30 protein-coding genes are annotated in these 26,106 nt (G+C 58.4%); 18 read left to right on the top strand and 12 right to left on the bottom strand.

All coding sequences use genetic code 11. The features are described 5' to 3' along the window. Window positions 1–322: 322 nt before the first annotated feature. Entirely contained in the window at window positions 323–1,543 is a 1,221-nt protein-coding gene (locus tag EQV97_RS12420) for a CaiB/BaiF CoA-transferase family protein (RefSeq protein WP_045059066.1), read from the bottom strand. 13 nt (window positions 1,544–1,556) lie between these two features. Then, window positions 1,557–2,738, bottom strand: a complete 1,182-nt coding sequence (locus EQV97_RS12415; protein ID WP_045059067.1) for an acyl-CoA dehydrogenase — start codon at window positions 2,736–2,738, stop codon at window positions 1,557–1,559. A gap of 157 nt (window positions 2,739–2,895) precedes the next feature. Here EQV97_RS12415 and EQV97_RS12410 point away from each other — a divergent pair, with 157 nt between their 5' ends. From EQV97_RS12410 to EQV97_RS12365, 10 genes are all read left to right on the top strand, one after another. Continuing rightward, a complete protein-coding gene (locus EQV97_RS12410) occupies window positions 2,896–3,795 on the top strand; it encodes a LysR family transcriptional regulator (protein ID WP_122840837.1) in 900 nt (299 codons plus the stop codon). A gap of 436 nt (window positions 3,796–4,231) precedes the next feature. Next, window positions 4,232–5,353 carry a Re/Si-specific NAD(P)(+) transhydrogenase subunit alpha gene (locus EQV97_RS12405; protein ID WP_045059069.1) on the top strand — a complete coding sequence of 374 codons (1,122 nt, stop codon included), beginning with the start codon at window positions 4,232–4,234 and terminating at the stop codon, window positions 5,351–5,353. Window positions 5,354–5,368: 15 nt separating this feature from the next. Continuing rightward, window positions 5,369–5,692 (top strand): NAD(P) transhydrogenase subunit alpha, encoded by a 324-nt coding sequence (locus tag EQV97_RS12400; RefSeq protein ID WP_007947884.1) that lies wholly within the window; start codon window positions 5,369–5,371, stop codon window positions 5,690–5,692. Next, a complete protein-coding gene (locus tag EQV97_RS12395; protein ID WP_122840839.1) occupies window positions 5,692–7,125 on the top strand; it encodes an NAD(P)(+) transhydrogenase (Re/Si-specific) subunit beta in 1,434 nt (477 codons plus the stop codon). Before EQV97_RS12400 ends, EQV97_RS12395 begins: the two co-directional genes overlap by 1 nt. Before the next feature lie 190 nt (window positions 7,126–7,315). Further along, window positions 7,316–8,809, top strand: a complete 1,494-nt coding sequence (locus EQV97_RS12390; protein WP_122840840.1) for an acetyl-CoA hydrolase/transferase family protein — start codon at window positions 7,316–7,318, stop codon at window positions 8,807–8,809. 319 nt (window positions 8,810–9,128) lie between these two features. Continuing rightward, the gene (locus EQV97_RS12385; RefSeq protein ID WP_007902752.1) at window positions 9,129–9,344 is read left to right on the top strand and encodes a DUF1127 domain-containing protein; all 216 of its coding nucleotides are present in this window, start codon (window positions 9,129–9,131) and stop codon (window positions 9,342–9,344) included. Window positions 9,345–9,727: 383 nt separating this feature from the next. Then, window positions 9,728–10,045, top strand: coding sequence for a DUF2388 domain-containing protein (locus EQV97_RS12380; protein WP_240889001.1), 318 nt, complete (start codon window positions 9,728–9,730; stop codon window positions 10,043–10,045). A 108-nt stretch (window positions 10,046–10,153) separates the two neighbouring features. Next, window positions 10,154–10,471: a DUF2388 domain-containing protein gene (locus EQV97_RS12375; protein WP_122840841.1), complete on the top strand. Its 318-nt coding sequence runs from the start codon at window positions 10,154–10,156 to the stop codon at window positions 10,469–10,471. Between the two features lie 27 nt (window positions 10,472–10,498). Further along, the gene (locus EQV97_RS12370; RefSeq protein WP_122840842.1) at window positions 10,499–10,819 is read left to right on the top strand and encodes a DUF2388 domain-containing protein; all 321 of its coding nucleotides are present in this window, start codon (window positions 10,499–10,501) and stop codon (window positions 10,817–10,819) included. Continuing rightward, the gene (locus tag EQV97_RS12365) at window positions 10,816–12,777 is read left to right on the top strand and encodes a DUF4105 domain-containing protein (RefSeq protein ID WP_240889000.1); all 1,962 of its coding nucleotides are present in this window, start codon (window positions 10,816–10,818) and stop codon (window positions 12,775–12,777) included. Before EQV97_RS12370 ends, EQV97_RS12365 begins: the two co-directional genes overlap by 4 nt. 20 nt (window positions 12,778–12,797) lie before the next feature. Here EQV97_RS12365 and trpA read toward each other — a convergent pair whose 3' ends face one another. Then, window positions 12,798–13,607, bottom strand: a complete 810-nt coding sequence (trpA, locus tag EQV97_RS12360) for a tryptophan synthase subunit alpha (protein ID WP_240888999.1) — start codon at window positions 13,605–13,607, stop codon at window positions 12,798–12,800. Then, entirely contained in the window at window positions 13,607–14,842 is a 1,236-nt protein-coding gene (gene trpB / locus EQV97_RS12355; protein WP_122840849.1) for a tryptophan synthase subunit beta, read from the bottom strand. Before trpB ends, trpA begins: the two co-directional genes overlap by 1 nt. A 112-nt stretch (window positions 14,843–14,954) precedes the next feature. Between trpB and EQV97_RS12350 the strand changes: the two genes are divergently transcribed. Continuing rightward, entirely contained in the window at window positions 14,955–15,848 is an 894-nt protein-coding gene (locus tag EQV97_RS12350; protein WP_122840850.1) for a LysR family transcriptional regulator, read from the top strand. Here EQV97_RS12350 and EQV97_RS12345 read toward each other — a convergent pair. Then, window positions 15,845–16,171 carry a DUF883 family protein gene (locus tag EQV97_RS12345; RefSeq protein WP_045059079.1) on the bottom strand — a complete coding sequence of 109 codons (327 nt, stop codon included), beginning with the start codon at window positions 16,169–16,171 and terminating at the stop codon, window positions 15,845–15,847. The genes EQV97_RS12350 and EQV97_RS12345 overlap by 4 nt on opposite strands. Window positions 16,172–16,328: 157 nt before the next feature. On the opposite strand from EQV97_RS12345, the gene EQV97_RS12340 reads away from it, so the two are divergent. Both EQV97_RS12340 and EQV97_RS12335 read left to right on the top strand, forming a co-directional pair. Next, window positions 16,329–16,544, top strand: coding sequence for a dodecin (locus EQV97_RS12340; protein ID WP_045059080.1), 216 nt, complete (start codon window positions 16,329–16,331; stop codon window positions 16,542–16,544). A gap of 122 nt (window positions 16,545–16,666) precedes the next feature. Then, entirely contained in the window at window positions 16,667–16,888 is a 222-nt protein-coding gene (locus EQV97_RS12335) for a DUF1161 domain-containing protein (protein ID WP_045059081.1), read from the top strand. 65 nt (window positions 16,889–16,953) lie between these two features. On the opposite strand, the gene EQV97_RS12330 is transcribed toward EQV97_RS12335, so the two are convergent. Beyond that, window positions 16,954–17,955, bottom strand: coding sequence for an LLM class flavin-dependent oxidoreductase (locus tag EQV97_RS12330; RefSeq protein WP_240888998.1), 1,002 nt, complete (start codon window positions 17,953–17,955; stop codon window positions 16,954–16,956). Window positions 17,956–18,199: 244 nt separating this feature from the next. Here EQV97_RS12330 and EQV97_RS12325 point away from each other — a divergent pair, with 244 nt between their 5' ends. Together EQV97_RS12325 and EQV97_RS12320 are read left to right on the top strand one after the other, a co-directional pair. Beyond that, window positions 18,200–18,631, top strand: coding sequence for an OsmC family protein (locus EQV97_RS12325; protein ID WP_122840852.1), 432 nt, complete (start codon window positions 18,200–18,202; stop codon window positions 18,629–18,631). Between the two features lie 175 nt (window positions 18,632–18,806). After that, window positions 18,807–19,046 carry a DUF1161 domain-containing protein gene (locus EQV97_RS12320; RefSeq protein ID WP_045059084.1) on the top strand — a complete coding sequence of 80 codons (240 nt, stop codon included), beginning with the start codon at window positions 18,807–18,809 and terminating at the stop codon, window positions 19,044–19,046. A 6-nt stretch (window positions 19,047–19,052) separates the two neighbouring features. Here the strand turns inward: EQV97_RS12320 and EQV97_RS12315 are convergent, their stop codons facing one another. Then, complete coding sequence (locus EQV97_RS12315; protein WP_201147186.1) at window positions 19,053–19,472, bottom strand: hypothetical protein; 420 nt, start codon at window positions 19,470–19,472, stop codon at window positions 19,053–19,055. A 40-nt stretch (window positions 19,473–19,512) separates the two neighbouring features. Further along, complete coding sequence (locus EQV97_RS12310) at window positions 19,513–19,935, bottom strand: hypothetical protein (RefSeq protein WP_122840854.1); 423 nt, start codon at window positions 19,933–19,935, stop codon at window positions 19,513–19,515. Between the two features lie 60 nt (window positions 19,936–19,995). On the opposite strand from EQV97_RS12310, the gene EQV97_RS12305 reads away from it, so the two are divergent. After that, complete coding sequence (locus tag EQV97_RS12305; RefSeq protein WP_240888997.1) at window positions 19,996–21,072, top strand: aminopeptidase; 1,077 nt, start codon at window positions 19,996–19,998, stop codon at window positions 21,070–21,072. A gap of 63 nt (window positions 21,073–21,135) precedes the next feature. On the opposite strand, the gene EQV97_RS12300 is transcribed toward EQV97_RS12305, so the two are convergent. Then, entirely contained in the window at window positions 21,136–21,786 is a 651-nt protein-coding gene (locus EQV97_RS12300; RefSeq protein ID WP_045059088.1) for an HAD family hydrolase, read from the bottom strand. A gap of 27 nt (window positions 21,787–21,813) precedes the next feature. Further along, window positions 21,814–22,359 carry a gamma carbonic anhydrase family protein gene (locus EQV97_RS12295; protein WP_122840857.1) on the bottom strand — a complete coding sequence of 182 codons (546 nt, stop codon included), beginning with the start codon at window positions 22,357–22,359 and terminating at the stop codon, window positions 21,814–21,816. Window positions 22,360–22,448: 89 nt separating this feature from the next. Here EQV97_RS12295 and prlC point away from each other — a divergent pair, with 89 nt between their 5' ends. Both prlC and EQV97_RS12285 read left to right on the top strand, forming a co-directional pair. Beyond that, a complete protein-coding gene (gene prlC / locus EQV97_RS12290) occupies window positions 22,449–24,500 on the top strand; it encodes an oligopeptidase A (RefSeq protein ID WP_240888996.1) in 2,052 nt (683 codons plus the stop codon). Further along, a complete protein-coding gene (locus EQV97_RS12285; RefSeq protein WP_240888995.1) occupies window positions 24,497–24,784 on the top strand; it encodes a YheV family putative zinc ribbon protein in 288 nt (95 codons plus the stop codon). Before prlC ends, EQV97_RS12285 begins: the two co-directional genes overlap by 4 nt. Before the next feature lie 60 nt (window positions 24,785–24,844). Here EQV97_RS12285 and EQV97_RS12280 read toward each other — a convergent pair whose 3' ends face one another. Both EQV97_RS12280 and EQV97_RS12275 read right to left on the bottom strand, forming a co-directional pair. Further along, a complete protein-coding gene (locus EQV97_RS12280) occupies window positions 24,845–25,492 on the bottom strand; it encodes a tyrosine-protein phosphatase (protein ID WP_122840859.1) in 648 nt (215 codons plus the stop codon). A gap of 186 nt (window positions 25,493–25,678) precedes the next feature. Continuing rightward, on the bottom strand, window positions 25,679–25,984 hold the full coding sequence (locus tag EQV97_RS12275) for a hypothetical protein (protein ID WP_122840860.1): 306 nt from the start codon (window positions 25,982–25,984) through the stop codon (window positions 25,679–25,681). Window positions 25,985–26,106: the final 122 nt, after the last annotated feature.

Raw genomic sequence — 26,106 nt, 5'->3', positions numbered from 1 at the left:
TTTCCTTAGTAACTTCAACCACTTGCGCTTTCGATCTCTCGTTAGCGGGAGGCGAATTCTACAGCGTTACACGCTGCTGTCAACACCTCTTTTTCAACTTCTTTTGCGCTTCGATGACCTGAAGCAGATGACCGTCAAAACTGCGTAACTCATTGTTTACCAAGGAGTTTTCCGTTTCGACTGCGCCGGAAGTGGGGCGAATTATAGACATCTGAAATCTGCCGTCAAGCGTAAATTCTGCTTTTCCATCAATTAGTTAGGAAAGGGCCGGAAACGCGTCTTTCCTTCTATATAAAGTGCACCTCTATATAGAAGGAACAACTTAAAGCACCCCGGCTTCCTTGAAGGCGGCCACCGCACCAGCATCCAGGCCCAACACCCGCTGCAGCACCTCCAGCGTGTGCTCTCCCAACAAAGGCGGCGCATTACGGTATTCCACCGGTGTCTCGGACAGGCGAATCGGACTCGCCACTTGCGGCACCATGCCAGCGAGCGCATGGGGCAGTTCAATCGCCAGCCCTCGCGCCTTCACCTGGGGGTCGGCAAACATTTGCGCCAGGTCGTTGATTGGCCCGCAGGGCACGCCCGCCTGCTCGAGCTGCAACACCCACTCGGCGGTTGTCTTGAATACGGTCGCCTGGCGAATGAGAGGAATCAGCTCAGCACGATTGGCCACCCGCAACTTGTTGGTAGCGAACCGCGGATCGTCAGCCCACTGTGGCTGACCCGCCACCTCGGCAAACTTGCGGAACTGCCCATCGTTACCCACGGTAAGGATGAAATCACCATCCGCCGTAGGGAAATCCTGGTAAGGCACGATGTTTGGATGGGCATTGCCCAGGCGCTTGGGTGCATTACCGGTCGTCAAGTAGTTCATTGCCTGGTTAGCCAGACAGGCCACCTGGACATCCAGCAACGCCATATCAATGTGCTGGCCGCCGCCACTGTGATCCCGATGCGCCAGCGCTGCCAGAATCGCGACCGTCGAATACAGCCCGGTCAGTATGTCCGTCAGGGCGACGCCAACCTTCACCGGCCCCGCGCCCTCATCACCCTCAGGTCGCCCGGTCAGGCTCATCAAGCCACCAAGCCCCTGGATCATGAAATCGTATCCAGCGCGCTTGGCATAAGGGCCGGTCTGGCCGAATCCGGTAATCGAGCAATAGATCAGATTGGGATTGATAGCCTTGAGTGACTCATAGTCCAGACCATAAGCTGCCAGGCCGCCGACTTTGAAGTTCTCGATCAGGATGTCCGACTTGGCCGCCAGGTCGCGCACCAGCTTCTGCCCTTCAGGGCGAGTGAAGTCGATGGTCACCGATTGCTTGTTGCGATTGGCGGACAGGTAATAAGCCGCTTCGCTGGTGTTCTCGCCATAGGCATCCTTCAGGAAAGGCGGGCCCCAGGCGCGCGTGTCATCACCATTGCCCGGGCGCTCGACCTTGATCACTTCAGCGCCAAGGTCAGCGAGGATCTGCCCGGACCAGGGTCCGGCCAGCACGCGTGATAAATCCAGTACCCGCAGATGCGAAAGCGCGCCCATGGCTGTTCTCCTATTAGTAGAACGCCTGCAGGCCAGTCTGGGCGCGACCAAGTATCAGCGCGTGAACGTCATGCGTGCCTTCGTAGGTATTTACCACTTCCAGGTTGACCAGGTGCCGTGCAACGCCGAATTCATCGGAGATACCGTTGCCGCCCAGCATGTCGCGAGCCATGCGCGCGATATCCAGGGACTTGCCGCAGGAGTTGCGCTTCATCATCGAGGTGATCTCGACCGCTGCAGTGCCTTCGTCTTTCATACGACCCAGACGCAGACAGCCTTGCAATGCCAGGGTGATCTCGGTCTGCATGTCGGCCAGTTTTTTCTGGATCAACTGAGTGGCCGCCAAAGGACGCCCGAACTGCTGACGATCCAGGGTGTATTGACGAGCGGTGTGCCAGCAGAACTCAGCCGCACCCAGCGCGCCCCAGGAAATGCCGTAGCGGGCGGAGTTGAGGCAGGTGAACGGACCTTTCAAGCCGCGCACGTCCGGGAAGATGTTCTCTTCAGGAACAAACACGTTGTCCATGACGATTTCGCCGGTGATCGATGCCCGCAGGCCTACCTTGCCGTGAATTGCCGGTGCGCTCAGGCCTTTCCAGCCCTTCTCGAGTACAAAACCGCGGATATCGCCGGCATCGTCCTTGCCCCAGACCACAAACACGTCGGCGATCGGGCTGTTAGTGATCCACATCTTGCTGCCGGTCAGGCTGTAGCCGCCTTCGACCTTGCGCGCACGGGTGATCATCGCTCCCGGGTCGGAACCGTGGTTGGGCTCGGTCAGACCGAAGCAACCGATCCACTCACCCGACGCCAATTTCGGCAGGTACTTCTGTTTCTGCGCTTCGGTACCGAATTCATTGATAGGCACCATCACCAGCGAAGACTGCACGCTCATCATCGAACGGTAACCGGAGTCGACGCGCTCAACCTCACGAGCGATCAGGCCATAGCTGACGTAGTTCAGGCCACTGCCGCCGTATTGTTCAGGAATGGTTGCGCCCAACAGGCCCACCTCACCCATCTCGCGGAAGATTGCCGGGTCAGTCTTTTCATGACGGAAAGCTTCCAGAACACGCGGCGCCAGCTTCTGCTGAGCGAATTGCTCGGCGGTATCGCGAATCATGCGTTCTTCTTCAGTGAGCTGTTGATCCAGCAGCAGCGGATCGATCCAGTTGAAGCTAGCTTTACCGGCCATGAGCAAGTCCTCTCGAAAGGCATCAAATAACGTGGACTGATCCTAGGCCTGCTCAAGCGCAAGGGCAAACGAGGATTTTGCATACTGTTGTGCTAATTTCTCACTCCGTAACATCGCCAAAGTCGAATCATGCGATGGATTAGTGAGGTTGAGGTACATGCGCAGAAAGATCCCCAGTACAACCGCCTTGATCAGCTTTGAAGCGGCTGCGCGCCACGAGAGCTTTACCAAGGCAGCCCAGGAGCTTTCGCTGACGCAGGGCGCCATTTGCCGACAGATCGCCAGCCTCGAGGAGTTCCTGAGTGTCGAACTGTTCCGACGCTCTCGCCGCGGAGTGAAACTGACCGAAGCCGGGCTTTCCTACAGCCGGCGAGTGGCCACTCAGCTGGACGCGGTTGAGCGCGATACCTTGTCAGTGATGGGTCAGCAAGGCGCCAACGTCATCGAACTCGCGGTGGTGCCGACATTTGGCACACAGTGGCTGCTGCCTCGGTTGAAAGACTTCCAGCACAAGCATCCGGAAGTAACCGTCAACCTGACCAACCGGACCCGACCCTTCCTGTTTGCCGACACGGATTTCGATGCGGCTATCTACTTCGGCGACGCCGATTGGTCGGGTACTGAATCCCACAGGCTGATGGGGGAAAACCCGATGCCTGTTTGCAGCCCGCACCTGCTTGGACACCAGGATTCGCTGACACCCGACCAAATCGCAGAGTGTCCACTGCTGCAGCAGACCACCCGCCCCTATGCCTGGCGCCAATGGTTCAACTCGCAGCACCTTAATATCCCGAGGGACATGACAGGGCCGCGCTACGAGCTATTCTCCATGCTCGCCCAGGCAGCGATGCACGAGATGGGCATCGCGCTGATACCGCCTTTCCTGATTCAGCGTGAGCTGGCGGAGAAACGCCTGGTGATTGCGAACCCGAATGCGCTATCGAGCATCAAGGCCTATTACCTCATGATTCCAGAGCGAAAGGTCGAATCGGCCTCTTTGAGGGCTTTTCGTGATTGGCTGGTCAATCAAGCGCAGGGCTATAGCTTAGAGTCCTAGCGGCTCAGAGCGATAAGTTGACCTCGTAGTCAGATAAAACAAAGCCCTACAGATATAAGTAATTGTCGCATTTAAGCAGACTGTACTTGAAGGGAGCACAATCGTGCCACAAGCTTGTGCCACCGTGGCTTTGAGCCGGTATTACCTAGCGATAACTGCTCATTCACCTGACTCATGCGCAAAATCCAGAATCTTTCAAAAATTCCCTGCAGGCCCCGATTAACAAGGGCTGGGGTCGAATGCTTGCGACATTCGGTCACGGGGTGACTTGTAGTTAATTTTCCGTCACGCATCATAATCCCTTGAAGGGTGCAAAGTTCGCCTGCAAAATGCCGCGCCCCGCCCTGAATTAGCGGGATCGTGCTGATCGGCCGCCCCAGCTCGCACCATCCGAAGTGCCTGGGTTTACTCAATAAGATCACGCAGGAGATTTGACGTGCACATTGGTGTTCCTCTCGAAACCCAGACGGGTGAAACACGGGTTGCTGCAACCCCGGAAACCATCAAGAAGCTGATCGGCCAGGGTCATAAGGTCACTGTGCAAAGCGGCGCCGGCATCAATGCCAGTGTTGTCGACAGTGCCTATGAAGCGGCAGGCGCGATTATTGGCAGTGCCAATGAGGCGTTTGGTGCCGAGCTGATTCTCAAGGTGGTCGCTCCCAGCGACAGCGAACTCGCTTTGATCAAGAGCGGAACCGTTGTGGTGGGCATGCTCAACCCGTTCAGCAATGAAACCATTGCCAAGCTCGCCGAGTGCGGCGTTACCGCGTTTGCCCTGGAAGCGGCGCCACGCACCTCTCGGGCCCAGAGCCTGGACGTGCTGTCCTCCCAGGCCAACATCGCCGGCTATAAAGCCGTATTGCTGGCCGCTCACCACTATCCGCGCTTCATGCCGATGCTGATGACCGCTGCGGGTACCGTAAAAGCGGCGCGGGTGCTGATTCTCGGCGCAGGCGTGGCGGGTTTGCAGGCGATTGCCACAGCAAAGCGCCTGGGTGCAGTGATCGAAGCGTCTGATGTGCGTCCTGCCGTTAAAGAGCAGATCGAATCCCTCGGCGCCAAGTTTGTCGACGTGCCCTACGAAACCGATGAAGAGCGTGAGTGCGCCGTTGGTGTCGGCGGCTACGCCCGGCCCATGCCTGCCAGCTGGATGCAGCGCCAGGCCCTGGCCGTTCACGAACGCGCCAAGCAGGCGGACATTGTCATCACCACCGCACTGATTCCGGGCCGCAAGGCACCGACATTGCTGAGCGCGGAAACCGTGGCGCAGATGAAACCAGGCTCGGTGGTCATCGACCTCGCCGCAGCCCAGGGCGGCAACTGTCCGCTTACCGTGGCGGACCAGGTAGTAGTCGAGAATGGCGTGACCATTTGCGGCCCGACCAATCTGGCCGGCGCGGTCGCGGCGGATGCTTCGGCACTGTACGCACGCAACCTGCTGGACTTCCTGAAGCTGGTCTTCAACAAGGAAGGCCAGTTCGAGATCAACCTCGAAGACGACATCGTCGCCGCGTGCCTGATGTGCCGCGACGGCCAAGTCATCCGCAAAAACGCCTAAGCAGGGATTCAGACGATGGAAGAGCTTATCTCCCCCGGTATCTACAACCTGATCATCTTCGTGCTGGCGATTTATGTCGGTTACCACGTGGTCTGGAACGTTACGCCTGCACTGCACACCCCCTTGATGGCGGTGACCAACGCCATCTCGGCGATCGTGATTGTCGGCGCCATGCTGGCTGCGGCGCTCACCGTAACTCCGTTGGGCAAGACCATGGGCACCCTGGCCGTGGCCCTGGCGGCAGTGAATGTGTTCGGTGGCTTCCTGGTCACCCGCAGGATGCTTGAGATGTTCAAGAAAAAAGCCCCGAAAGTCGTAAAAGAAGAGGCGCCCAAGTAATGAGCATGAACCTTGTCACGACGCTCTACTTGATCGCGTCCATCTGCTTCATCCAGGCCCTCAAAGGGTTGTCCCATCCGACAACCTCCCGACGCGGCAACCTGTTCGGCATGCTCGGCATGGGCCTGGCGATCCTCACTACAGTGGGCCTGATCTACAAGCTGGGCGCTGAGCTCGCCACTGCGGGCATCGGCTACGTCATTGTCGGCCTGTTGGTCGGCGGCACCGCCGGCTCGATCATGGCCAAGCGCGTTGAAATGACCAAGATGCCGGAACTGGTCGCCTTCATGCACAGCATGATCGGCCTGGCGGCTGTATTCATCGCCATCGCAGCGGTGGTCGAGCCGCAGTCCCTGGGCATCGTCAAGCAGCTGGGCGATGCAATCCCTGCGGGTAACCGCCTTGAACTGTTCCTTGGCGCAGCTATCGGTGCAATCACCTTCTCTGGTTCGGTGATCGCATTCGGCAAGCTCTCCGGCAAGTACAAGTTCCGCCTGTTCCAGGGCGCACCCGTGCAGTTCGGTGGCCAGCACAAGCTGAACCTGCTGCTGGGCCTGGCGACGCTGGGCCTGGGCATCACCTTCATGCTCACCGGCAACCTCGGTGCCTTCGCACTGATGCTGGCCCTGGCTTTCGTCCTGGGCGTGCTGATCATCATCCCGATCGGTGGCGCGGACATGCCGGTGGTAGTGTCGATGCTCAACAGCTATTCGGGCTGGGCGGCGGCAGGTATCGGTTTCTCGCTGAACAACTCGATGCTGATCATCGCCGGCTCGCTGGTGGGTTCGTCCGGTGCAATCCTCTCATACATCATGTGCAAGGCGATGAACCGTTCGTTCTTCAACGTATTGCTCGGTGGTTTTGGCAACACGGCAGACGCCGGCCCTGCAGGCGCCAAGGAAGCTCGTCCGGTCAAATCCGGTTCGGCTGACGACGCAACCTTCCTGCTGACCAACGCCGATACCGTGATCATCGTTCCGGGCTACGGCCTGGCGGTCGCTCGCGCGCAGCATGCGCTCAAGGAACTCACCGAGAAGCTCACTCATCGTGGCGTGACCGTGAAGTACGCCATTCACCCGGTGGCGGGTCGGATGCCTGGGCATATGAACGTATTGCTGGCCGAGGCCGAAGTGCCCTACGACCAGGTGTTCGAGATGGAAGACATCAACTCCGAGTTCGGCCAGGCCGACGTGGTGCTGGTGCTCGGGGCGAACGACGTGGTCAACCCCGCGGCGAAGAACGATCCTAAATCGCCCATTGCCGGCATGCCAATTCTCGAGGCGTTCAAGGCCAAGACCATCATCGTCAACAAGCGCTCGATGGCCAGTGGTTATGCCGGGCTGGACAATGAACTGTTCTACCTCGACAAAACCATGATGGTGTTCGGCGACGCTAAAAAGGTCATCGAGGACATGGTCAAAGCCGTCGAGTAAAACCTGCTCCAGCGCAATACCCAAAACCTCAGCCTTTAGTAGGCTGGGGTTTTTTATTGCCTGTAAAAATCCCCGCCAACCCGACCAAAGGCTCTAAATCAGCGGTCTGCATTCGACCATGGTAGCGGGAGGTTTTTGCTGGAAATCACTAAACTGCCCACCTTGCTTCCGTTGCCCGAGATAACAATCCATGTACCGTGATCGTATTCGCTTGCCTTCGTTGTTGGATAAGGTGATGAGCGCCGCTGACGCCGCCGCTTTGATTGAGGACGGCATGACCGTCGGCATGAGCGGCTTCACCCGCGCGGGCGAAGCCAAGGCCGTGCCCCACGCACTCGCCGAGCGCGCCAAAATCTCTCCGCTGAAAATCACCTTGATGACCGGCGCCAGCCTGGGCAACGACCTCGACAAGCAGCTCACCGAGGCTGGCGTGCTATCGCGGCGCATGCCGTTCCAGGTGGACAGCACCCTGCGCAAGGCCATCAACGCCGGCGAGGTCATGTTCATCGACCAACACCTTTCGGAAACCGTCGAGCAGCTGCGCAACCAACAGCTCAAGCTGCCGGATATCGCCGTCATCGAAGCCGTAGCGATCACCGAACAGGGCCATATCGTGCCCACCACCTCGGTAGGCAACTCGGCCAGCTTCGCGATTTTCGCCAAACAGGTCATCGTCGAAATCAACCTTGCACACAATCCAAACCTGGAAGGTCTGCACGACATCTATATCCCGACCTATCGCCCGACCCGCACGCCCATTCCGCTGGTAAAGGTGGATGACCGCATCGGCAGCACGGCCATCCCGATCCCGCCGGAAAAGATCGTGGCGATTGTCATCACCAATCAATCCGACTCGCCATCCACCGTCTTGCCGCCGGACGTGGACACTCAGGCCATCGCCGATCACCTGATCGACTTCTTCAAGCAGGAAGTCGCTGCCGGGCGCATGACCAACAAGCTTGGCCCCTTGCAGGCCGGCATCGGCACCATCGCCAACTCGGTGATGTGTGGCTTGATCGATTCGCCGTTCGAAGACCTTACGATGTACTCGGAAGTCCTGCAGGACTCGACATTCGACCTGATCGACGCCGGCAAGCTGAGCTTCGCCTCGGGCAGCTCGATCACTCTGTCAGCCCGGCGCAACAGCGACGTGTTCGGTAACCTGGAGCGCTACAAGGACAAACTGGTCCTGCGCCCTCAGGAAATTTCCAACCACCCGGAAGTCGTACGTCGCCTCGGTATCATCGGCATCAACACGGCGCTTGAGTTCGATCTGTACGGCAACGTCAACTCGACGCATGTCTGCGGCACCCGAATGATGAATGGCATCGGCGGCTCCGGCGATTTCGCACGAAATGCCCACCTGGCAATCTTTGTGACCAAGTCGATCGCCAAGGGCGGCGCAATCTCCAGCGTAGTCCCAATGGTCAGCCACGTTGACCATACCGAGCACGATGTCGACATCCTCGTGACCGAAGTGGGCCTGGCGGACTTGCGTGGCCTTGCACCCAGGGAGCGCGCACGGGTCATCATCGACAATTGCGTGCACCCCGACTACCGCCAGGCCCTGGATGACTACTTCACCGCGGCCTGCGCCATCGGCGGGCATACCCCCCACATCCTGCGAGAAGCACTGAGCTGGCACATAAACCTGGAAGAAACCGGCAGGATGCTGGCCGTGTAAATAGTACAGATAGCCGCTGGCGCAAACACAGTTTCGCCAGCGACCGATTGAAAAGCGTCTAATCGAATAAAACTGTACTACTGTACTGGTTATTTCCTACGGAAAAGTCCCCAACGTATGGGCATCAACAGCACAATTGCACCAATAAAGTGCCGACAAGTACAGTTGCCTCAATTTAGACCAGTACACCCCCTATTAACAGTTAACTGGTACCTCACAATACAGTTGAACTGTATCTACAGGGACTGGCCAAACGAGAGGATCATTGGCATCAGTTAAACCACTACCTAATCCCGCCACAAGCGGAAGGATGTCAACCATGGAACGTACACTCAGTTCCGAACTGTTCTTCGAAGATACCGCTGCAAAAACCCAGGCTTCGATGCCTCTTCGCGTTATCGCCAACCTGATGTTGTGGCAGCGCCGCATCTCCAGCCGCCATCAACTGGCTCGTCTGGATTCGCGTCTGCTGGCCGATGCCGGGATTAGCGAAGCACAACGCTACGAAGAGCTGAGCAAGCCGTTCTGGCGCTAAGTAGCGTCGCTGGCTCTGACCTGCAGGGTCCACCGCCAGCAACCCGAATTGCACAAACAAGACCCGTCGCCGGAAACCGCGACGGGTTTTGTCGTTTCAGGCGTCTGAAAAACTCAACCAGTACAGTTGTTTAATTAGTGAATACTGCAAGTACAGTTCCGCAGGAGCTGCCTAAGGCTGCGATTTTTTGACGTTGGCGTGGCGAAACAAAGATCCACAGATCGCTACCTTCGGCAGCGCCTACGCAAGGTTTCTTCGGTGTTGGACTGTTCGAACCGGCCCACCCCGGCCTAATATCCGAGGAGAACGTGGCGAATGCTGCAAAACAGACGTCCCACTAAACAAGCCACCTCCCAATCCGGTTCATTTTAAGGAGTTACACCATGTCCCGTCTTCGTCTGCTCAGCGCTGCAGCCCTGCTCGCCGTGGCTGCCAATTCCCACGCCACCAGCTTCATCGTGACCACCGATGCCGTCGTCGGTGCACTCAAAGCCACTTCCGATGCGACTTCCGACGTCACCTCCTCCTTGCGCGATGACAAGATCGTCCGTGCCGCGCGCGATGACGCTGCCAGCTTCGTAGCCAGCGAAGGTTCGATCCGAGGCGTGAAGCTGGAAAGTGCTTTGGACCACATTCGCCACCAGGCACCTCAGCTGAACGCAACCGACGCACAACTGGCCCAGGCTATCCTGACCATCTGACTCGGATGATTGCCATGGGGCGCGCAAGTCGTGTCCCATTGATTCAGCGCTGGCTCTAAAACAGGCATTACGCTAGCCTTCGGACTCGTTTTCCAACTATCGAGCCTCATGCGTTTTCTTTCAAATCTGTTGATCACTCCGGTATTAATGGCCATCGGCTGGTCGGGATCTGCCCAAGCCTACGACGCCTTCAATCTGTCCACCCAGGGCATCGTCGCCAGCGGCTATGCCACGAGCATGGTGACCTCGGCCCCCTTCGACCGTAAGCTACTGCTCGCAGCACAGGATGACGCTGCCGCCTTCCTCGCCACCGATGGAGCATTGCTTGGCGCGCGCCTGGAGTCAGCACTGGTTTATCTGCGTCATACACGGCCAAAACTTCATGCAAGCGACCTTGAACTGGCGCAGGCAATTCTCGTCCAATAGTTATCCTTGTCCTTCCGGAGTCGTTCCATGCGTAACCCGCTGATTGCCGCCACCCTTGGCCTGTTGTTGCTGGCCGACCTGGCCCAGGCGCAAACCCTGGTAGCCACCAGTAACATCGTTATTCGTGCCAGCCAGCGCACGCTTGATTTCACCTCGGACACCACCACGTCGATCCGTGATTCGAAAATTGTTCGCGAAGCCCATGACGATGCCGCCAGTTTTGTGGCCAGCGATGGCGACATTCGCGGAGCACACCTTGAGGCCGCCTTCGATACCTTGCGTACCCGCGTGCCCGAAGCGCGCGACGCCAGTGACCAGGTTCTCGCCGAAGCCATCCTCGCACTGTGAGGTCGGTAGGCGCCTGGCTGCTGGCCGGGGTCGTGTTGCTGCTTGGCAACACGGCTCAAGCTGACCTGCAATTACGGCTCAAGACCACAGGCCTGAGCCCCGCACAACAACAGGCCAGCCAGGCGCTCCTTGATGAAGCCATGCAGGCGTTACCGCCACAGTTCATCCAGCAACTGGACCGTCGCATCGACGTTGGCTGGACCGACGACATGCCCGCCAATGCCTATGGCCAGGCGTCACTGGTTTCCGAGCTCGACCTGAACCGCAACCTGCTCGACAGCCTCACGGACGGCAGTGCCGCCAGCAAAAAAACCTATCGCCCCCACGGCACCGTGCGCCGGGAGATGCTCGCCACGGTGTTGCACGAGCTCACGCACATCTATGACCGCTCCCGTCTCTGGACGGGGACCGAGCGCACGCTGATCCAGCGCTGCACCCGGCGCAACAGCAGTGCCGGGCTGGTCGGCATGCCAGACGAGTGTCGCGGCCAGAACGACCGCCGCTTTACCCTCAGCGACGATCCACGCCTGCTCGATCTTGCTGGCTGGCAACAATATGTCGGTCGCCGTGGTGAGCGTGAACAGCACAATCGCCAGATCGCGCGCAGCCCGGACATTTACGAGACGAGCAGCCCGAAGGAGTTTGTGGCGGTCAACATGGAGTATTTCCTCCTCGACCCAAGCTACGCCTGCCGTCGCCCGGCGCTCTATCGCTACTACCAGGAACACTTCGGCTGGGCCCCCGCCGCCAAGGAGACCTGCGCCAAATCTTTCGCCTTCCTCAATGCAGGCAACGATTTCGCCAAGCAACCCCTGGGTCAGGTAGACCCGGAACGGGTTTACGCCGTGGACTATCTGTTGGCCGAGGCCAATCAGAACTGGGTCAGTCGCTGGGGCCACAGCATGTTGCGCCTGGTGATTTGCGCACCCGGTCGACCGCGGGGGCCGGATTGCCGCCTGGATCTTGATCAACACCTGGTGCTGTCATACCGCGCCTTCGTCGGCGACGTGCAGCTGTCGAGCTGGGACGGGCTGGTCGGGAAGTATCCGTCACGCCTGTTCGTACTGCCGCTGGCCCAAGTCATCGACGAATACACCAAGACCGAGTTGCGCAGCCTGGCCTCGATCCCGCTGACCCTGTCGCGCAAAGAGATCGAAGAAGTGGTCGAGCACGCGGCCGAGATGCATTGGAGTTACGACGGCAACTACTTCTTCCTGTCCAACAACTGTGCAGTGGAAGGGCTGAAACTGCTACGCAGTGGCACCAACAACAAGCAACTGGTGGGCCTGGACAGCATCATGCCCAATGGGTTGCTGGAAGTGCTCAAGGGTCGCGGGCTGGCCGATACCAGCGTCCTTGATGATCCGCGCGAGGCCTTGCGCCTGGGCTATCGCTTCGACTCGTTCCGCGACCGCTACCAGGCGATGTTCGAGGTGCTGAAAAAGCATTTGCCAATCAAGCAGGAGAACGTCGAGGACTGGCTGGCGATCAAGGCTACAGAGCGGCGCCAGTGGATCGACCAGGCGGACCTGCGCACCAGTGCCGCCCTGCTGCTGCTCGAGCAGGCAGCGTTCCGGCAACAACTGGTGCTGGCGCAGGATGAGGTCAAGCAACGCTATCTGGGCGCGCGGGAATTGAAGAACGGCGGCATGGACAAGGCCAACGCCACGCTGCAGCAGATTCTTGCCAACAGCGGTTTTCTAAGCCGGCCGGCGGAATTGCTGGGTACTGGCGGTTACGGATTGCCGCAGCCAAGCGAGTGGCAGCGCCTGGAATCGGAAAGCAGCCTTCGGCAGAAACAGCTTCAGGTGCTGACCGGCGATCTGGACAAGGAAGTCAGAGCCCTGCTGGACCCGGCCCGGGCAGCCGAGATGGCGGAGAATGAAGCCAACCTGAAGCAGGTTGGCGAACATTTACGCAAATTGCACAAGGCAGCCGGAGGGCTGGAACTGCCTTGAGCAAAAGCCGCTGACAGGCGTCAGACTCGAGCCTTGCGCACGCCTTCGGACAAGGCTGCGCAAAGGCTCAGTACGCCGTCGATCGCCTGGTCAGGTGTGGAGGCATTGGCAATGTGATCGATCAGTGCCGAACCCACCACTACACCGTCCGCAAGACGCGCGATCGCCGCCGCCTGCTCTGGCGTGCGGATGCCGAAACCAATGCTGATTGGCAGGTCGGTATGGCGTCTCACGCGAGCAACAGCCTCTTCCACGTGTTCCAGGGTGGCCGCGCCTGCACCGGTCACACCGGCTACCGACACGTAGTACACGAAACCAGAGCTGCCGTTCAGCACCGTTGGCAGGCGCACATCATCAGTCGTTGGCGTGGTCAGGCGGATGAAATCCAGACCGGCAGCCTGTGCCGGATCGCACAACTCACCGTTATGCTCAGGCGGCAGGTCAACCACGATCAGGCCATCCACGCCGGCAGCTTTGGCGTCTTCAATGAACTGCGGCACGCCATACATGTGGATCGGGTTGAAGTAGCCCATCAACACCAGCGGGGTCTCGGCATTGCCTTCACGGAATTCGCGAACCATCTGCAGGGTTTTCGCCAGGTTCTGTTTGGCGCCCAAGGCACGAATGTTGGCCAGCTGGATCGCCGGGCCATCGGCCATCGGGTCGGTAAACGGCATGCCCAGTTCGATGACGTCGGCACCCGCGCCAGGCAACCCCTTGAGGATCGCCAGCGAAGTCTCATAGCTTGGGTCGCCGGCGGTGACGAAGGTCACCAGGGCAGCGCGATTCTGTTCCTTGAGTTCGGCAAAACGCGTTTGCAGGCGGCTCATCAGTGTTTCTCCTGCTTGGATTGCATGTGTTGGGACTGCTCCATGTGGTGCATCACGGTCTGCATGTCTTTGTCGCCACGGCCGGACAGGTTGATCACCATCAAATGATCTTTTGGCAGCTTCGGCGCACGCTTGAAGACTTCAGCCAGGGCGTGGGCGCTCTCCAGCGCAGGAATGATGCCTTCCAGGCGGCAGCACTTATGAAATGCATCCAGGGCTTCGTCGTCAGTCACCGAGGTGTACTGCACGCGGCCGATGTCATGCAACCAGGCGTGTTCCGGACCGATACCGGGATAATCCAGGCCAGCGGAAATCGAGTGAGCGTCGATGATCTGGCCGTCATCGTCCTGCAGCAGGAAGGTGCGATTGCCGTGCAACACACCCGGAACCCCACCGTTGAGGCTCGCCGCGTGCTTGCCGGTTTCGATCCCGTGACCGGCCGCTTCAACGCCGATGATTTCCACGCTCTGGTCATCGAGGAACGGGTGGAACAGGCCCATCGCGTTGGAACCACCGCCGATGCACGCCACCAGACTGTCTGGCAGGCGGCCTTCCTGGGCTTGCAACTGGTCCCGGGTTTCCTTGCCGATGACGGCCTGGAAATCACGCACCATGGCAGGGTAAGGGTGCGGGCCAGCCACCGTGCCGATCAGGTAGAAAGTGCTGTCGACGTTGGTCACCCAATCGCGCAGCGCCTCGTTCATCGCGTCTTTCAAAGTGCCGGTACCGGCAACGACTGGGATGACTTCGGCACCCAGCAGCTTCATGCGGAACACGTTGGCCTGCTGACGCTCGATGTCAGTAGTGCCCATATAGATCACGCAGTCCAGACCGAAACGCGCCGCGACTGTGGCGGTCGCCACGCCGTGCATGCCGGCACCGGTCTCGGCAATAATGCGTTTCTTGCCCATGCGCCGCGCCAGCAGGATCTGGCCAATGCAGTTGTTGATCTTATGCGCGCCAGTGTGGTTCAGCTCTTCGCGCTTGAGATAGATTTTCGCACCGCCACAGAACTCAGTGAGACGCTCGGCGTAGTAGAGAGGGCTCGGACGACCGACGTAGTCGCGCTGGAAATACGCCAGCTCTTCCTTGAAGGCCGGATCTTCCTTGGCCAGTTCATATTCACGGGCCAGCTCGAGGATCAACGGCATCAAGGTTTCAGCAACGTAACGGCCGCCGAAGCCGCCGAACAGGCCGCTGGCATCGGGGCCACTGCGCAGATTGGTCTGGGTCATGAGTTGCTCCAGTTGAATTCGTGTGATGACAATGACGCTCACTTTACCCCTGACGTCCTGCACTGAAAACCGATAAGATCGCTACAACCTGTCAGGAAAACTCACATATCCCATGAGCCATGACCTCCCGCCGTTAAATGCCCTTCGCGCCTTCGAGGCCACTGCGCGCCTGAACAGCGTGAGCCAGGCTGCCGAGCAGTTGCACGTCACCCATGGGGCAGTTAGCCGGCAATTGAAGGTGCTCGAGGAGCATCTGGGCGTCAGCCTGTTCATCAAGGACGGGCGCGGCTTGAAACTCACAGATGCAGGCGTTCGACTGCGAGATGCCAGCAGTGAAGCGTTCGAGCGCTTGCGTACGGTTTGCGCAGAGTTGACTCAAAGCACCGCCGACGCGCCTTTCGTGCTGGGCTGTTCGGGGAGCCTGTTGGCGCGCTGGTTCATTCCGCGCCTGGGCCGACTGAATGCAGACCTGCCGGACCTGCGCCTGCACCTTTCAGCGGGCGAAGGTGACCTCGATCCACGGCGCCCCGGTCTGGATGCCTTGTTGGTATTCGCCGAGCCGCCCTGGCCGGCGGACATGCAGGTGTATGCCCTGGCCAGTGAACGGATCGGCCCGGTAATGAGCCCGCGCTTCGCCGGTTATGCACATTTGCAGAATGCACCGGCCAGCGCACTGCTCGGTGAGCCGTTATTGCACACCACCTCCCGCCCGCAAGCATGGCCAAGCTGGGCACAGCAAAGCGACCTCAACGCCAAGGCACTGACGTACGGACAGGGTTTTGAGCATTTGTATTATTTGCTGGAGGCGGCAGTAGCAGGGCTGGGCGTGGCAATTGCACCCGAACCGCTGGTGATCGAAGATTTGAAGGCGGGTCGCCTGGTTGCACCATGGGGTTTCACTGAAACGACGGCGCAACTGGCGTTGTGGTTACCCAAGCGCGCCGCAGACGGGCGCGCCAGGCAGTTGGCGCAGTGGCTTAAAAACGAGCTGCGCCAAGCGGATTAGTCACCACGTTTGCACAGCAGATAAGCGGCCAGCAAACCCAGTGCACCGACAGCGACACCGGCTGTCGTCCAAGGGTGTTCCTGAGCGTAGTCACGAGTGGCAATCCCGGTTTCACGGGTTTTGACTTTGACTTCTTCGTAGGCATCGCTAAGCAGGTGGCGCGAGTGCTTCAGCGCGCTCTCAGCGTTGGCTTTCAAGACTTTCAGGGTTTTGCGCGACTCGTCCGAGGCGTCGTCCTTCAGGCTTTCCAAAGACTTCAGAAGACTCTCGATCTCGGCTTCCATGCTTTGCAATGAGGCTTTACGTAAAGAGGTGTTGGCCATGGTGGCTCTCCTGCATTGGTGATGAGTGGCGTGTGTTGATTGGGACTACAGCCGTTTGAGAAAGTGCAGTAAATCTGAACTTCTGTATCGAGTTGACCGACAGAAGTAATACGAAAATTCACTGCTAGTCTGTATTTCATACCCCAAGGAGAACGCCATGACTGATCACCATACGTACAAAAAAGTCGAACTGGTCGGCTCATCTGCCACCAGCATCGAAGACGCGATCAACAACGCACTGGCCGAAGCAAGCAAGACCATCAAGCACCTGGAATGGTTTGAAGTGACCGAGACCCGTGGGCATATCGAGAATGGTCGGGCCGCGCATTTTCAGGTAACACTCAAGGTCGGCTTCCGGATTGCCAGCAGCTGAGTTTGAGCTAGTCTTCTGAACTTGCGCGCTGGCCGAATGCCATAGGGAATGGCAAAAGCGCTACATGAGTGCACCCCTGTAAAACTTGGGTGCCCCTATTATCCGACCAGAGAATGCATCCGATGAAGAAGTTTATTTTGGCGGTAGGTCTGCTGAGCCTCGCCGGTACAGCATTCGCAGCTGGCAAACCGTGCGAAGAGCTCAAAGCCGAAATCGCCGCGAAGCTCGATGCCAAGGGCGTTTCTGGTTACTCGCTGGAAATTGTCGATAAAGGCGCTGCGGCTGGCGGCCAGGTCGTTGGCACCTGCGAAGGTGGCGCCAAGGAAATCGTCTACAAGAAGTAAGCGGGTTGCGCCGCACTGAAAGCCGACGCAATGGCGTCGGCTTTTTTACGCCTGGCGTCTGAGTGTCAGCCTTTCATGACCTGCGCCAGCAGCTCGTAGGAATGCACGCGATCGGCATGTTCATACAGGTCGCAGGTGAAGATCAGCTCATCCGCCTGGGTTTGCTCGATCAGCACCTCCAGTTTGGCGCGAATTTTCTGCGGGCTGCCAACCATCGCCAGGCCGAGGAAATCAGCCACCGCCTCCTTCTCATGGGGCAACCACAGACCGTCCATGGTTTTAACCGGTGGACGCTGCACAAGGCTCTGGCCACGCATCAGCGCGAGGATTCGCTGGTAGACCGACGTCGCCAGGTAATCGGCTTGCTCGTCGGTATCGGCAGCCACCAATGGCACGCCCAGCATCACGTATGGCTTCTCCAGCACCGCAGAAGGCTTGAAATGATTGCGATAGACGCGAATCGCCTCATGCATGAAGCGCGGTGCGAAATGGGAAGCGAAGGCGTAGGGCAAACCGCGTTCACCGGCCAGTTGCGCACTGAACAGGCTTGAACCCAGCAGCCACACCGGAACATTTGTGCCCGTGCCAGGCATGGCGATGATCCGTTGATCCGGCGTGCGGGGCCCCAGGTAGCGCATCAGCTCCGCCACGTCAGACGGGAAATCGTCGGCGCTGCCGGAGCGTTCCCGCCGCAGCGCGCGGGCGGTCATTTGATCGGAACCGGGCGCACGCCCCAGACCGAGGTCGATACGGCCGGGGTAAAGACTTTCCAGAGTGCCGAACTGTTCGGCAATCACCAGAGGCGCGCGGTTGGGCAGCATCACGCCGCCGGAACCGACACGAATGGTCGAGGTACCACCTGCCAGGTAACCCAGCAAAACCGAGGTGGCCGAACTGGCGATGCCGTCCATGTTGTGGTGTTCGGCCACCCAAAAGCGGTTGTAGCCGAGTTTTTCGACATGCTGTGCCAGGTCGAGGGAATTGCGCAGGGACTGGGCCGCACTGCCGTTTTCCCTTACAGGTACAAGGTCCAGGGTAGAAAACTTTACGTCGGTCAATCGTTTCATAAACCTGCTTCTCCAATCGGGGGGAGCAGGTTTTTTCTTGCGAACGAAAACCTGCCGAATCCATAAGCGTGTTTCATGCAATGAGGGCATATACCCGAGTTTCAATAGCCAAGGCAAAAAAACCTACGAAAATGGTAGGACTTTTCAGATCGGGTGAACTTTGCACCTGCGTCTATCCTCAGAACCCTAGCAACCGAAAACCACGAAGGCGCGACGATTCGCGCCCGATCTTGAGGAGGCAGACATGGCTATCACAAAGAAAGCATCGGCTCATTGGGAAGGTGACCTGAAAACCGGTATCGGCTCGATTTCCACGGAAACCGGCGTACTGCGCGAAGCTCCGTATGGCTTCAAGGCCCGTTTCGAAGGCGGTAAAGGTACCAATCCGGAAGAATTGATCGGCGCGGCCCACGCAGGTTGTTTTTCCATGGCCTTTTCGATGATCCTCGGCGATGCCGGGCTCAAGGCTGACAGCATCGATACCAATGCCGAAGTGACCCTGGACCAGGTTGACGGGGGGTTTGCGATCACGGCGGTGAAATTGATACTGAAGGCGAAGATCCCGGGCGCCACTCAGGAGCAGTTCGAAGAATTGAGCAATAAGGCCAAAGAAGGCTGCCCAGTGTCCAAAGTGCTGAATGCCAAGATTACTCTGGATGCGACCCTGGTCGGCTAAATTGGCCCAGGCGTGACAATGATCGCAGCCTGCAGTCGCTTTTACCCAGGTAAAAGTGACCATGGGCTGCGATCTTTTTTGTCCTGAAACAAAACCAGCCAGGTCAAACTGTGGTCGAATAAATGACAGCAGCTCTAGCGCACGACCGTGCGCGCTGCCAGAAAAGGAGCTTCACATGAAACGTTTTGCCTTGGCGATCATCTGCGGTGCACTGGCGACTTCGGCCATGGCGGCGCCCAAGGATTGCGAAGAACTCAGGAAAGAGATCGAAATCAAGATCCAGGCCAATGCAGTGCCTTCCTACACGCTTGAAATCGTGTCCCGGGAAGAAGCCGAGAAGCATGACGTGGCCATGGTTGTGGGGACCTGCGAAAACGGCACCAAAGCCATCGTGTACCAAAAGAACGATAACTGATCCGACTTACATCAGGCAGTTGACCTCCCGGTCCTCGGCCACGATCTCGCGCTTGGCGTTATACAACCTGGCGCTGGGGGTGAACGCCAGATTCCGGGCCTCCAGCAGATAACGCTGGCCAGCCTCGAAATGGTCGTAGTTGATGGTCAGGTAACACAGGCGCTCTACCGGCCCGGTCATCAGGCTCCCGCCGCCGCCAAATACCTCGAAGTCGAAACGTACCAGCAGTTCATGGCTGCCCGGGGCGACCTGGAAAAAGCGGCCATCGCGCAACCGCTGCTTATCCAGGCGCTCGGCCATCAGCAACTTGCCACCAGGACTCGGCGTCGCGAAGTCTACCCACGCCATCTGCGGATTGATGGCTGGCATCGGGCTTTGGCAACCGGCGACAACACTGGCGGCGAGCAATAGCAGCAACCTGCGCATGATAAATGTCCTTGGGCGTAGACATTCAGCATAGCGCCGATCAAGTACGCTGGCAGCCTGCCGGTGCGCCTTGGCCTACGACTTTGCGCTGTTGATCGTAGAGTTTGGCCCATGGCCTGAAGCCGATGTTGCCCGCTTGCAGCTGATAACGTTCGCCGGCGTTGAAATCCTTGAATTTCACATGCAGTTGGCAATCGCGCCACAACGGCTCGGCGTCAGGACCGATGTTGGCAGGGTCGACCGGGAACTGATAACGCACGGTCAATTCGTGGCTGCCGGGCTCAACCTCGAAGTAACGCTTGTCTGTGGAAGCTTTGGCATCGACCTGCAATGCTTGCAGCGCGGTGTCTTCCTGCTGCGAGTCGAGGTCGACCCAGGCCTGGGATGGATCGTGATGAGGTAATCCGAATCCAGCACAGCCTGTCAGCATCAACAGGCCGCCCGTCAGCATCAATTTGCGCATAGCGGAGCTCCAGTGCGGCGGGATAGTCTTGCGGGCAGACTTTCCAGGAATAATTTCATTTTGATCAGGCCTTTTCCAAGCCATGGGTTACTTGATCGCGTTTTACGCATTTTGTTTCCGGGTGTGCTGCTTTTGTTGCTCAATGGCTGCGCCAGCGTCAGCTATTACAGCCAATTGGCCAGCGGACAGTTGCAGCTGTTGCGCTCTCGGGAGCCAGTTTCCGAGGTGATCGCCGATCCCCGGCGCGATCAGCAGCTACGCGCGCATCTGACCCAGTCGCAAAAGGCCCGCTCGTTTGCCAGCGATCATCTGCGCCTGCCGGACAACCAGAGTTACCGCCTGTATGCCGACATCGGTCGCCCGTTTGTGGTCTGGAACGTCTTTGCCACACCGGAGTTTTCCCTGGCAGCGCAAAATCACTGCTTTCCGATTGCCGGCTGCGTGGCCTATCGCGGTTACTACAGCCAGGGTGCAGCCCGCGGCGAGGCTGCCCTGCAGCGACTGCAAGGTATGGACGTTTCGATTGGCGGCGTCGAGGCCTATTCGACGCTCGGCTGGTTCAACGATCCGATCATCAGCTCCATGATGAATTGGGGCGACGAGCGGCTGGCAACGTTGATCTTCCATGAGCTCGCCCATCAACGTCTTTATGTCAAAGACGACACCGAATTCAACGAGTCCTTTGCGACATTCGTGGAGCAGGAAGGCACCAGGCAATGGCGCGCCTTGCGTCGCCTGCCTCCAGATAACGGCGCACAAGCCCGGCAACGTGATCAATTCATCGAACTGGTACTGGCGACCCGGTTGCGACTCGAACAGCTCTACGCCCTGCCTCTGCCACCTGACCAAATGCGCCAGCGCAAGGCGGCGGAATTTGAACGGTTACGCGCTCAATACCGCAGTGTCCGTGACAGCCAGTGGGCAGGAGACAAACGCTATGACGCCTGGTTCAACGCCCCGCTGAACAACGCCCGGCTGCTGCCATTCGGCTTGTATGACCAATGGGTGCCGGCATTCGAGGCGCTGTTCCGACAGGCGCATGGGGACTGGCCTGCTTTTTATGCGGCCGCAGAAAAACTCGGAGCACTGCCGGTGGCAGAGCGCAAGGCGGCGCTGAAGGTGTTGGCAGGACCATGAGAATTTGCAGCTGCGCTGCAAGTACGCCATCGCGGGCAAGCCTTTACAGCGATGGCGTACTGTTTAGCCCCGCAAAAACGCCTGATGCAGCTCATCCAGCGTTTCGAAATGATAAGCAGGGGTTTGTGCACTCAGCTCCTCACGGCTGCCAAAACCATACCCCACCGCAGCCGCATCCAGACCGTTGCTGCGCGCGCCGATGAGGTCGTGCTTGCGGTCGCCGATCATCAGGGTGGTGGTCGGGTCCAGACCTTCTTCGGCCATCAGGTGAGCAAGCAGCTCGACCTTATTGGTGCGGGTACCGTCCAGTTCACTGCCGTAGATCACCTTGAAATGTTTGGCGAAATCAAAATGCCGGGCAATCTCACGGGCGAAAATCCATGGTTTGGAGGTCGCGATATAAAGCTGGCGGCCCTGCCCGCCGAGGGTTTCCAGCAGAGGTGTAACCCCGTCGAAGACCCTGTTTTCATACAATCCGGTCACCTTGAAGCGCTCACGGTAAAAATTCACCGCCTCCCAGGCCTTGGGCTCGTCGAAGTCGTAAAACTGCATGAAGGCCTGCAGCAATGGCGGACCAATAAAGTGTTCAAGCCGGGAAAGGTCGGGCTCGTCGATCCCCAGTTTGGCCAAGGCGAACTGAATCGAGCGGGTGATGCCCTCGCGAGGGTCGGTCAGCGTGCCATCAAGGTCGAACAAAACGTTCTGGTAATGCATGTGCAATCCTGAGTTGAGTGTGCCGGGTCAGAGCTGGTCGTAGCCTTCAGCCAGGTGCAGGTCCTTGAGCTTCACGTAGTTCGCCGCGCTGTAAGTGAAAAAAGCGCGTTCCTTGTCAGTCAGCTCACGAACCTGCTTCACCGGGCTGCCTACATAAAGAAAACCGCTTTCCAGACGTTTTCCAGGCGGCACCAGGCTGCCTGCACCGATGATCACATCGTCCTCGACCACCGCACCGTCCATGACAATACTGCCCATGCCAATCAATACCCGGCTGCCCACACTGCACCCGTGAAGCATGACCTTGTGCGCGATGGTCACGTCGTCGCCGATCAGCAACGGGAAGCCATCAGGATTAAATGGGCCGGCATGGGTGATGTGCAGCACGCAGCCATCCTGGACACTGGTACGCGCACCAATGCGGATGCGGTGCATGTCGCCACGAATCACCGTGAGCGGCCAGACGGAACTGTCTTCGCCGATTTCGACGTCACCGATAACCACCGCCGAACTGTCGACAAAAGCGCCCTTGTCCAGTGATGGCGTGTGGTTCTGATACTTGCGAAGCGTCACGATAGGCTCTCTCTCTGTTGCTGATAGCTGCGGTCGGCGTCGATTGTAATTAAGATGGGGCAATGTTTCTTCCAGCCAAGGTGCCAACCGTGAGCGTGAACAACCCTCTTTTGCAGTCCTATGACCTGCCGCCGTTCTCCGCGATCCGTGCCGAGCACGTGCAACCGGCCATTGAACAGATCCTGGCGGATAACCGCGCCGCCATTATCGAGATCCTCAAGACCCAGGGCAAACAACCCACCTGGGCCGGCCTGGTGTTGGCGATGGACGAATTGAACGATCGCCTGGGCGCCGCCTGGAGCCCTGTCAGCCACCTGAATGCGGTGTGCAACAGCGCTGAATTGCGCGAAGCCTACGAGTCCTGCCTGCCAGCCTTGAGCGCCTACTCCACCGAGATGGGCCAGAATCGCGAGCTGTTCCAGGCCTTCGAAGCATTGGCCAACAGCCCGGAAGCTGAAGGATTCGACGTTGCTCAGAAAACGATCCTGGAACACTCGCTACGCGACTTCCGTCTGTCGGGTATCGACCTGCCGGAAGCCGAGCAGAAGCGTTACGCTGATGTGCAGAGCAAGCTGTCGGAGCTGGGCAGCCGCTTCTCCAACCAGTTGCTTGACGCCACCCAGGCGTGGACCAAGCACGTCACCGATGAGGCCAGCCTGGCCGGCCTGACGGATTCCGCCAAGGCGCAGATGGCCGCCGCCGCGCAGGCCAAGGGGCTCGATGGCTGGCTGATCAGCCTGGAGTTCCCGAGCTACTACGCAGTGATGACCTACGCCCACGACCGCGCCCTGCGTGAAGAAGTCTACGCCGCCTACTGCACCCGTGCTTCGGACCAGGGCCCAAATGCTGGCCAGAACGATAACGGCCCGGTCATGGAAGAAATCCTCGACCTGCGCCAGGAGCTCGCCAAACTGCTGGGCTTCGCCAGCTTTTCAGAACTGAGCCTGGCCACCAAAATGGCCGAGTCCAGCGACCAGGTCATCAGCTTCCTGCGCGACCTGGCCAAGCGCAGCAAGCCTTTCGCTGCCCAGGACCTCGAACAGCTCAAGGCTTACGCCGCCGAACAAGGCTGCCCGGACCTGCAAAGCTGGGACAGCGGTTTCTATGGGGAAAAACTGCGCGAGCAACGTTACAGCGTTGCCCAGGAAACACTTCGCGCCTATTTCCCGATCGATAAAGTACTCAGCGGCTTGTTCGCTATCGTGCAGCGTCTATACGGCATCGAGATCGCCGAGCAGAAAGGTTTCGACACCTGGCACCCGGATGTACGCCTGTTCGAGATCAAGGAAAATGGTCAGCACGTGGGCCGGTTCTTCTTTGACCTGTATGCCCGCGCCAACAAGCGCGGCGGAGCCTGGATGGACGGCGCCCGAGATCGTCGTCGCACCGCTGGCGGTTTGCTGCAGAGTCCCGTGGCCAACCTGGTGTGCAACTTCACGCCAGCCGACAGTGGCAAACCAGCCCTGTTGACCCACGATGAAGTGACCACGCTGTTCCACGAATTCGGCCACGGCCTGCACCACCTGCTGACCCGCGTCGAACACGCCGGCGTATCCGGCATCAACGGTGTGGCCTGGGATGCGGTCGAACTGCCAAGCCAGTTCATGGAGAACTGGTGCTGGGAGCCCCAAGGGCTGGCATTAATCTCGGGTCACTACGAGACCGGCGAACCGTTGCCTCAGGACCTGCTGGAAAAAATGCTGGCCGCGAAAAACTTCCAGTCCGGGCTGATGATGGTCCGTCAACTGGAGTTCTCGCTGTTCGATTTCGAGCTGCACGCCACCCACGGTGATGGCCGCAGCGTACTGCAAGTACTCGAAGGAGTGCGTGACGAAGTCTCGGTGATGCGTCCACCGGCCTACAACCGCTTCCCCAACAGCTTCGCGCACATCTTCGCCGGCGGATACGCGGCGGGTTACTACAGCTACAAGTGGGCTGAAGTGTTGTCCGCCGACGCTTTCTCCAAATTTGAAGAGGACGGCGTACTCAATGAACAAACCGGTCGCGCCTTCCGCGAAGCGATCCTGGCACGCGGCGGTTCTCAGGAGCCTATGGTGCTGTTCGTCGACTTCCGTGGCCGTGAGCCATCGATTGACGCACTCTTGCGCCACAGCGGCCTGAGTGAGGACGCAGCAGCATGAGCGAGGGGCCTGTGATTACCAAGAGACGCTTCATCGCCGGCGCAGTTTGCCCGGCTTGTAGCGAGCCGGACAAACTGATGATGTGGAGCGAAAACGACGTTCCCCATCGAGAATGTGTGGCTTGCGGTTATGCCGACACCCTCAATGAACAAGGTTTGTCAGTGCCCAAGGAATTGGGCACCCGGGTCAACACTTCAGCACTGAAAGTCGCGGATGCGAAAGTTCAGGCGGTGCAGTTTTTCCCGAATCCAAAATTAAAAAAGAAGCCTGACGAGCAACAATGAGTTACCGCCACCCTTTACCCGTGAATCGGAATGGGGTGGCACTGCTCCCCCAGCGCGCGTTTATTCTACATTTGCCGACTTGAGCCAACTCTTCATCGAGCAAGCAGCGAAAGGGCTGGTGCTGCAATCACCATTGGCCAATGCGGTACGCAGTTTGCCGGTATCGGCTTGCAGGATGTAACGCACACCATCGCGGTAATGGGAATTGTCTCCGAAGCCGCCTTGGGTCATTTCATCGAGGGCCTCCTCCTTGCTCCATCCCTGGATGATGACTCGATACATCGCCGCCATCAAACCGGTACGATCGGAGCCATGCTTGCAGTGCATCAGCACAGGTCCCTTGCTTTCTGCATCGCGGATAGTTCGAAGCGCCTTCAATACATCCGCATCATCGACGTGATTAGTCCGATACGGCAGTTGTACCTGGGTGACTCCATGTGACGACAACCAGCCCAAATCTGGCTCGGGCAGGAAGTTAATGACCGTGGCTACCTTGAGCCGTCCCAGTAGGGGCAGTGCCTCTCGATCTGGCAACGCGCTGCGGTATAGCGTCGGGGTCATCTGAAACAGGTTGTACCGAATTTCCACCGGTTGCGCCCATTCTTCCGGACGCGTCGACCCCGTGTCTTCGGCATGAGCGTACGAGCAACCGAAAATGGCGGCCAGCAAGCATAAGAGTGCAGCAGGTGAAAAACCGGGTGGCAACATGCTCGAACGACCATGGGCAGATGTGGATAATTGACCATAGTTTCACTGCCGACCAGTCAATGATATGTGAGGCATTTGTCAAAGAACCGTGAATGAAAAAAAACGGCGCAAAGATTCGCGCCGAAAGTCAGCGAACCCGCTCGACAAGTATTCGTTTTAGACAGTTAGAACAGCGTAATGCTTACATCAGGGGTTAACGATTTTTGAATACGCTTTAGCCAATGCCAGAAGAATGGCCTTATCCTGCGGATCAAAATCGCCGTCGCCATCCAGATCGCAGTGGGCTGGGCCCATGGTGAAGGTTACCCCGCCATCGTTCGATACGGCTTCACGATGAATGCACTTCAAGAGATAGTCGACTCTATCGCCATTAACGGGATGATAGCCCTCCTCTTTTGTCGCGAACTGCATGGACACCCGAACTTCCATCGGACTTACGACTGAAGGCCTCAGCAATTGAAGAAAGATGCCGCGCTGGTTGTAGAAAGACATTTATTAAATCCTTTTAATAATTGGGGCATGAACACTTTCCGTGAACCGGGAGCATACTGACAGTGCTGCTGATCACGCCAGCCGCGATATATTTCTCAAGATGACCTGAACCACAAAAGACA

Source organism: Pseudomonas sp. TMW22090, assembly GCF_022496665.1.
In the GTDB taxonomy this organism is placed as follows: Bacteria; Pseudomonadota; Gammaproteobacteria; order Pseudomonadales; family Pseudomonadaceae; genus Aquipseudomonas; species Aquipseudomonas gregormendelii.
The sequence above is the reverse complement of the archived record's forward strand: the minus strand, read 5'-3'. Positions and strand labels throughout refer to the sequence as shown.